The sequence below is a fragment of the Mesorhizobium sp. M0816 genome, from assembly GCF_040320005.1.
In the GTDB taxonomy this organism is placed as follows: Bacteria; Pseudomonadota; Alphaproteobacteria; order Rhizobiales; family Rhizobiaceae; genus Mesorhizobium.
Genome location: NZ_JAMYOT010000034.1, coordinates 44,021 through 50,020 on the forward strand (window position 1 = coordinate 44,021; position 6,000 = coordinate 50,020).

3 protein-coding genes and 5 pseudogenes are annotated in these 6,000 nt (G+C 57.0%); 2 read left to right on the forward strand and 6 right to left on the reverse strand.

Features of this window, described 5'->3' with window-relative positions; all coding sequences use genetic code 11:
* Positions 1 to 808 precede the first annotated feature (808 nt).
* The 4 genes and pseudogenes from NKI17_RS31490 to NKI17_RS31505 all read right to left on the reverse strand — a co-directional run.
* A pseudogene (locus NKI17_RS31490) lies at positions 809 to 994 on the reverse strand (IncP-type conjugal transfer protein TrbI); the annotation flags it as partial.
* A gap of 231 nt (positions 995 to 1,225) precedes the next feature.
* Positions 1,226 to 1,687, reverse strand: a complete 462-nt coding sequence (locus tag NKI17_RS31495) for an acyl-CoA thioesterase (RefSeq protein ID WP_352907355.1) — start codon at positions 1,685 to 1,687, stop codon at positions 1,226 to 1,228.
* A 53-nt stretch (positions 1,688 to 1,740) separates the two neighbouring features.
* Positions 1,741 to 2,544, reverse strand: coding sequence for a 3-hydroxybutyrate dehydrogenase (locus tag NKI17_RS31500; protein ID WP_352907357.1), 804 nt, complete (start codon positions 2,542 to 2,544; stop codon positions 1,741 to 1,743).
* 920 nt (positions 2,545 to 3,464) lie between these two features.
* A pseudogene (locus NKI17_RS31505) lies at positions 3,465 to 4,584 on the reverse strand (IS110 family RNA-guided transposase).
* A gap of 104 nt (positions 4,585 to 4,688) precedes the next feature.
* Between NKI17_RS31505 and NKI17_RS31510 the strand changes: the two are divergent.
* Positions 4,689 to 5,063: pseudogene (locus NKI17_RS31510) on the forward strand (IS110 family transposase); the annotation flags it as partial.
* An 8-nt stretch (positions 5,064 to 5,071) separates the two neighbouring features.
* Positions 5,072 to 5,245: pseudogene (locus tag NKI17_RS31515) on the forward strand (transposase); the annotation flags it as partial.
* Between the two features lie 73 nt (positions 5,246 to 5,318).
* Here the strand turns inward: NKI17_RS31515 and NKI17_RS31520 are convergent.
* Both NKI17_RS31520 and NKI17_RS31525 read right to left on the reverse strand, forming a co-directional pair.
* A complete protein-coding gene (locus NKI17_RS31520; protein ID WP_352907359.1) occupies positions 5,319 to 5,615 on the reverse strand; it encodes a hypothetical protein in 297 nt (98 codons plus the stop codon).
* Positions 5,615 to 5,836 (reverse strand): annotated as a pseudogene (locus NKI17_RS31525) (transposase domain-containing protein); the annotation flags it as partial. The pseudogene NKI17_RS31525 and the gene NKI17_RS31520, both read right to left, overlap by 1 nt.
* Between the last annotated feature and the right edge of the window lie 164 nt (positions 5,837 to 6,000).

The following is a 6,000-nucleotide window of genomic DNA, read 5'->3' on the forward strand; positions in this document are numbered from 1 at the left end:
TCTCACGAAGCTAGTGGGCGCAGTTCGGATTAGCTTGTGAGATGTGATTCGGGTGGCGCCCCTCTGCCTCGAATTTGAGTGTCTCTTGCGGCGAGCTCTTTCAGCGCCTCATGTACTAAGTTAATTCTGGGAGCTAAAGTCGCAAACGACAACGCATCAGGTATACAAAGGGCTTGGGCTTCCTCCTCTAATATCGCTACATTGGTGCACCAATTTGGACAATCTGAGTCCACCTTTCTATTGGTGTCACATAGGCGGTAGGACTGTGGACCGTACAGTTAATATAGGCCTCCTTGGGCTTGAGCTGGCGGCATTTCCTCTCAGGCGAAGCGTTGGCCGAAGCCGCTTTGCCTTGTGGACAGTTCTGGATGCATGCTGCGCATTGTCATTCGTTCCCAATTTAAATGCCATTATTACATCTCCTTGCCCCTCGTCAAATCTAAAAAGATTATTGAATTGTTAAATCATGATGACATAATATTACCGTTTAATACTAAAATATTTCAAGACAATGTCAAATATGACAATATCTCCCAATGACTTGTCTCTTCATCTTGATTACTGTCGGGTCTTCGCTCAGCAGCCATGCACAGAATCCGGCGCGATGGCGGCCGCCACCGCGAATTTGGTGGAGCGGTCGATGACCGCTCCTTGCGGGCGGCGGTCCACCTGTAGACGGTCGCCTTGCTACCTTCCAAAGCCGCGGCACTTGAGTTCGGCCCACAATTGCAATCCGTTGCGCTGGCCTTCCTGCCAGCGTCTTTCGAGATAATCGCGAACAGGATCCATGAGAACGGAGCGCGCGGGCGGTCGCCGGGATGACCGAGCCACGCTTCAGCTCAAAGAGGGATTGCTGCGGCACGACACGGTTCGGGAGATAGCTGAGCTCCTTGAGATCACTGTTGAAGAAATCCTCCTTGGAACGCTGCCCGTTCTGATCGGGATTCTAGCCCCCGAGGCCTGCGTGCAAAGCGGCAGCATAAAGGTCCGGCTTCGTTGCGCTTGCGCCTCGAAGTCGAAGCTGTCCAGTTCGCGCACGAACGGGAACTGCGCCAGCTTGCTCGACATCGATATCCCACCTCAGTTCATGGTACAATAGGGGCCGCCATCATGCTCGACAGGCGCCATCCTCACTCGAGAACACCGAACGGTCTTTCGGATTTGAAGTAGGCACCCGCTGCCACCTTACTGGCTGTCGACATCGCCGATTTGAGACCCGCCTAGCCTATGAAGTTGCGCCGGCGTCGGAGACGGCCAAGCGCTCGGCGGCCTGCCGGAAGTCATCGGGTAAAACTACCGGCTTCCTGAGCTTGAGGTCGAACATGACGGTCACGATCTCCATGGTCGCATGAATTTCACCCGCGGGCCCACTCATGGTGTGTCGAAACGTCAGCGACGTACGGCCGACCTTCGTGACGGTCGAATTGATATTCAGCAGCCGGCCCCACTTAGCTTCTTCTTTGAAATCCACGACATGGCGAACATCGGCCCAGCCGAGCTCCGAGGTCGGTGACTGCTCCCAAGTCGGTGCGATCGCGCTCAGGAGGTGGCCGGATGCATCGTCAAAAATCGCTGTGTAGTATCGAACGTTCATGTGGCCCATGGCATCGCATTGCCAAGGATGCACGACCGCTTTCATCGTATTGATCACCATATCGGTGCCCTCCTCATCCAATTTGCGGATCATTGTTGTTGAGCATGCATCAACGCCGGAGCGATCGATGTCACCTGGACGAAAACTCAGGCAAGGAGCCCGCCATCGACCGGGAGTGCGACGCCCGTGATGGAGCACGCCATTTCCGAGCACAGAAAGAGCATTGTTGCAGCCACCTCGTCGGGATGCACAAAGCGCTTTGTAGGCATTTCGTTGAGAAAATGTTGCTTCACGGTTTCCTCTTCGGATAGCCCCAGTGCAGCAGCCTTCGCAGCGAACTGTGCCGCAGCCAATGGGGTGTATACCCAACCGGGACAAATAGCGTTGCAGGTAACGCCATGCTCCGCGCTTTCCAAGGCGACGGCACGCGTGAGCCCCAAAATGCCATGCTTTGCGGCTACGTAAGCTGTTTTCCCCACTGCACCCTCCAGAGCCAGGGTCGAAGCAGTGTTGATCACACGCCCCCAACCATTCTTCTTCATACCGGGCAGTGCGGCCTTGGTGGTGTGGAACGCGGCACTAAGGTTCACGGAGAGCAAACGATCCCATTGGTCCGAAGGGAAGTCTTCGATATCGCTCACGAATTGTACGCCGGCATTGTTGATGAGGATGTTGATACCGCCAAACTGCGATATCGCCGCTTCGACGAGTTGCGCGCCTTGCCGGGCATTCGAAAGATCGTGCTCGAAGTGAACACTCGACTGCCCGCTGATTGTAGTTAGCTCGTCTACAAAACTTTTCAATTCAGCTGGTTCACCCAGCCCGTGTATCGCCACGCGTGCACCGGATCGCGCGAACGCCCGTGCGATGTTCTGACCCATACCGGTAGTAGACCCTGTCACTAGGACGGTACGTCCGGGCAACGATATATCAAAAGCATGGAAATTCATTTTCGCTCCAACTGTGCAGTTCAGCCTAATCGAAGCTAGCAAGGTCAAAACTTAAAGATTAGCTTTTTTCTGCTATCAATCCATTTAGAGTGCGAATGAGTGGAGACGGTCGTGGATATACATTGCTTCGGACATTCACGGCAGTGGGGACGCTCGGAAGTTCTCTGGCGCGGCGCACGCCTCAATATGACGCAGTCGACAGTGAGCCAGCAGATTGGTGCGAACGATCAGGAAGTGTCGCCTGACGCACGCGGGCGACACACTTTCGAACGTGCCAGCTCGGTTTTGTACTCATCGATCTGGAAAGCGCCTTCCGACCGGAGCTGGTAACTGGGACCGTCGTGGTCGGGGTCGCAGGCGGTTCCTACCTGTTCGCAAGAGCACTTGTAGAGTTCGTGTCTTGGCGACCTGGAGTTTGCATCGAGATCAAAGATCCCATGACCGGTGGTGGATAGCGACCTGCGCTCTGGCAGAGTGGGGTTGCTGACCAACAACTCTGTGGAGGCCAATCATGCGTGTTCTAGCCGATCGATCTGCGGCGCCTGCCGCTATCCGCACCGATCTTGGCGCGATCTTCATTTCTTTGGAACTCTTATGTTCATTTGCAAGCGGCGTGGCCACGCCTGTTCGTCCCCGCCAATAGTGGCTGGTCCTGGCATGGTGTAGCTAATGCGCAATGTAGGAGACAGGGTCTCAAGACGACGGTTTGCAAACTCTTATACGCGGGTTGGATACCGCATTTCCGTGTGTACGCCTGGGGCTGCTTCTATCTTAGCACGGGCATCGACGTCATCGGCCACTCAGTTCCATCGAAGATTCCCCGACCGGGACCCTGCCTCCAACATTGAGCATCAGCAGATGATCGATCTTGTTTCCTCTTTCCTCTTTCTAATTGGTCGCCAAATGCGAGCGGCGCTAAGTTAAGCTTGATGAGCTGGTTGCACTTCCTGGCCAATAGCCCACAGGAAGGCCCTCCATTTCTCTAGCGATCGCGGTGATCGCGATGGGCTTGTGCTTCCCCGCGAGGATCATTTTTCGGTAGCGAGAGCAGAGGCGGAGCTGACCTTTCCACGCTATTTCGCGAACGGTTCTCGGTAGGCCTTCCAACTGCGCTTGCTTGGTTCGACTTACCCGCGCAGGGAAGCGGTAAGCCCATGCGCCTTCGACCAGCATGCGACGGGCCCGACAGTTCCCGGCCTTAGTGATCCCGCCGCGTTTGACATGTTCACCTGTCGAGCTCTCTGACGGAACGAGGCCAAGAAAGGCCATCAGCTGGCGGGGGTTTTCAAAGCGGCGGATGTCGCCAATTTCGGCAACAAAGACGACGGCGGCAATCAACGATACGCCTCGCAACGCCTGATAGGCTTCGACAACAGGAGCCATCGTCCAGGATTTGACAGTCTCCGAGATCGGATCGGTCAGACGCTTTAAACGCACCTCGGCATCCTCGATCGCCTGGCAGTATTCCTTGAGCACGATGAAGTGCGCCGGATGCTCGAACTTCAGAGTCGATATCCACCGCATATGCGCCAGCGACCAGGATGAGCGGCCCGAATAGATGCGGCCATGTCGAAGGAGGAACGACTGAAGCTGCTGACGCGCCCGCTTTTGAGCCTCCTGTGCTGCTTCACGGGCCCGCACGAGATCGCGCATAGCCTCATGCCCGCGGTCCGGCACCCAAACCGCCGTCAGCTCACCCGCACGATGTAACCGTGCCAAGCTGACCGCATCGCGCCGGTTGGTCTTCACTCGATCTCCGGGACGCTTGGGAATTAGTGCCGGTGCCATCACCACACAATCATGGCCCATCTCGGTGAGCTGACGGTAGAGTTCGCAACCTGTAGGCCCTGCCTCGTAACAGAAGTGGAGCTTTGTTCCTCGCTTGGCCAGCTTTTGCACGATGGATGACACCGAGGCCGGATCTGAGGGTATATCCCCGAAATATCTTACCTCACCACCCCGCTCGCCATCCGCGACGGCTAAAGAAATCTTCAGTTTCGAGACGTCCAGACCGACGAAAAGCCTGTTATGCTGATCCATGGTTCACCCTCGCTAAGCTTGGGCTCGGCTTCGGCCACTCCGAAGCAACCCCCGATCTCAGCTTATCGCGGGGGTGAGCCACCTTCACCCCGAGAACATACGGTCTCAGTAAATCGACCTGGTTGATCACTTCGCTGTCGCCGGGCAGTGGGGAGAAGATGTCGAAACATGCGGTACGCGGCTGCGATATCACAGGACTGCTGGCACGCTTTGCCCAGCTTCAGGACAAGGCACAGGCGCGCGCCGGCCGGCACTTTGCGCTTGTGGTCATTCAGGAGGCGGGTCTCGACGGCTTCTGGATCCATCGAATCCTGGAGGCCGAGGGGATCGAAAGCCATGTCGTCGACGCCGCCTCGCTTGCCACGTCGCGCCGGCGGCGTCGTGCCAAGACCGACAAGATCGATGGTGAGGCGTTGGTGCGTGCGCTGCTCGCCTACAAACGAGGCGAGCCGCGCGTGTGCGCGATGGTTAGGGTACCGGGCGTCACGAGGCAGGGGCTTCGGTGAACGATCTGTGCCGCAAGCACGGCGTCAGCGACGCCAGCATCTACAAATGGAAAGCGAAATACGGAGGCATGGAGGTGTCGGAGGCGAAGCGGCTGAAGACGCTGGAGGAGGAGAATGCGCGACTGAAGCGGCTTCTGGCTGACGCCATGCTCGACACGTAAGGCCTTGTCGACCTGCTGCTGTGTCCGTCGCGCCCGCGACAGCGCATCAATCGTAACCGGCCGATTGTTACCGCGGTGATTTTGCTTTTATGCGCGCGATGAGCTCTTCGTCGTCGACAAAGCTATCGAGGAAGTCGTTCCATCCGTCGGTCGAACGACGAGCATGGGCGAGCATCTGTCTCAGCTCGTCAATCCCATCGTCAGTGAGAGCGGTGATTGCCTCGTCCGTGCCATCGTAGACGCTGATGATGCTGCCGTAGGAGAGGTTGTCGTCGTTGCTGACGATCGCCTGAAGGAGCTCAGGATCCTCTCCAAGCTTTTTGGCGACGTGGTCGATGGTGAAGACGTAGGTGATCGTAGCCATCAGGCTGCCTCGGCGCAGGTGATGGCAACAGGTGACCAATTCCAGGGGAGTAGTTCGTTGAGGCGGTTGATCTTGTGATCGTGGATGCGGTCGAGCACGTCGGCCAGATACGCCTGCGGATCGAGGCCATTCATCTTGGCCGTCTCGATGATCGTCATGGCACGTGCCAAGGTCTCCGCGCCGGTGTCGGCACCAGCAAAGAGCCAATTCTTTCTTCCGATTACCATCTCGGGGTCATTCTGCCCATGTTGGGCAGGAGGTCGAGGTCCATTACCGTTGGCACCGTATTTCGGACATCGGCTTCGCTGCGAGAACAGCGAAGAGCGCGCCAACGGCCGGATCATTCATCTCGTCGTCGCGCCCGGGCATGTCATTACCGCTCCGG